Origin of the sequence: Asaia sp. SF2.1 (assembly GCF_000505765.1) — a bacterium.
Taxonomy (GTDB): Bacteria; Pseudomonadota; Alphaproteobacteria; order Acetobacterales; family Acetobacteraceae; genus Asaia; species Asaia bogorensis.
The window spans coordinates 38,104-39,750 of sequence record NZ_AYXS01000049.1 but is presented as its reverse complement, the minus strand read 5'-3'; the positions used below and the strand labels follow the sequence as shown (position 1 = coordinate 39,750).

Sequence of the window (1,647 nt, the reverse complement as noted above, 5' to 3'; positions counted from 1 at the left end):
CTTCGAGATCACCACCTATGGCGAAAACGCCGGATCGGGCTGCATCGATGGATGGCATTGTGTGAACTCCGCGTTGACTGGATATCCCATCAACGCGAACAAAACGTAAAGGGTTCTCAGTGGCGCGATCTACCTTGCGCTGCCCCAGATGATCATTCCGCTTCGGATTGGATTTCCCCAGAGGTTCATGCGGCCTGTGGGGCGACAGGGCCCACCGCCTGGAGGTTGTAGGGAGAGACGTCGATATTCGGTGCTGATACTGTCAGCCAGAGACAGTGATCGCCGCCTCAAAGGGCTGCGATCCTGCACACCATGTCCTGCGGTATAAGTTATGCCGGATTAGGAAGAAGAGGCGCCCTGCACGCCAACCTGAAGCATATACAATGCGCTTCCCGCACACATCACGATATGATCGCGCTTCGGACCGGCAAAAGTCAGGTTCGAGCATCCCTGCGGCAGGCGAATACGGCCGAGCAGCACGCCCTGCGGGCTGAAGACGAACACGCCGCACAGACCGAGCGGCCCTGTCACACCACACCACAGATTGCCGAAAACATCGGCCCTGAACCCGTCAGGGTTCATCTGCGCGCCATGAAAGCGCATGTCAGCAAAAACACGCCCATTGGCCAGACTGTCACCCTGCACATCGAACACGTGGATAGCCTGGTCACCGCCCTTTTTCTGACCCGGCCCAGCCGGGGTCGAGGCGATATAGAGCTTCTTGAAATCGGGGGAGAAGGCCAGACCATTCGGGCAGGTCACGTCCTTTTCCATCAGCACAGCCTTGAGCGTGCCATCCGGGGCGAGGCGGAACACGTGATCCTGCTGGCGCCTGACACCGCCGATCTCGCCAATCAGCTCACGACCGATCTTCCACCTGATCTTGCCATCAGGATTGGTCGGGCCGCCCGGTTCGTCGGCATGACCTTCGGAGATGTTGGTTCCATAGCCCGGATCGGTAAACCAGATGCTGCCGTCGGGATGCGGTACAACATCGTTGGGAGAGTTGAGGCCCTTGCCCTCGAATTTATCGGCAAGCACAGTCACGCTGCCATCATGCTCGAAACGAACGACACGACGGAAGAAATCCTGACAGGTGATCAACCGCCCCTGGAAATCGAAGCAATTGCCGTTGGCTGCATAACTGTCCGGACGGAACTCGGTGACTTCGCCCGTCTCCCAGATATAACGCAGCGCCTTGGACTGTACGACGTCACTGAAAACCAGATAACGCCCCTCGCTGCTCCATGCAGGACCCTCGGTCCAGTCGCCCTTGTCATAGATGCGCCGTATGGGGGCTGCAAAATAGGTGAGGTTACTGAAAGACGGATCGAGCGCGATCACATCGGGGTCCGGGAAATAGGCCGGCCCTGCCGACGCTCCCCATTGACGTGGCGGTTGGCTGATCACACTCGGCGGTGATGCCGTGACATCCGTGGCGGCGCGTGCCGGCAGGGCAGCACAGACAGCGCCACCCAGCGCCGTCGTCAGAAACCCTCGGCGAGCGAGGGGCATCTTGAGTTCCATCATATCGTCCTGTGAGCGTTATCATTCCTGTTGCCATGCCAGGAACGTTCCGCATCGTAATCCGGACGGGAGCAGTTTTGTATCAAGTTATTGTCAGCACGCTTTGTTGCCCGATCCGTG

At 58.7% G+C, this 1,647-nt stretch carries 1 protein-coding gene; it reads right to left on the bottom strand.

Annotated features, from left to right (window positions below):
• Positions 1-339: 339 nt before the first annotated feature.
• Complete coding sequence (locus P792_RS33720; RefSeq protein ID WP_235075528.1) at positions 340-1,515, bottom strand: SMP-30/gluconolactonase/LRE family protein; 1,176 nt, start codon at positions 1,513-1,515, stop codon at positions 340-342.
• Positions 1,516-1,647: the final 132 nt, after the last annotated feature.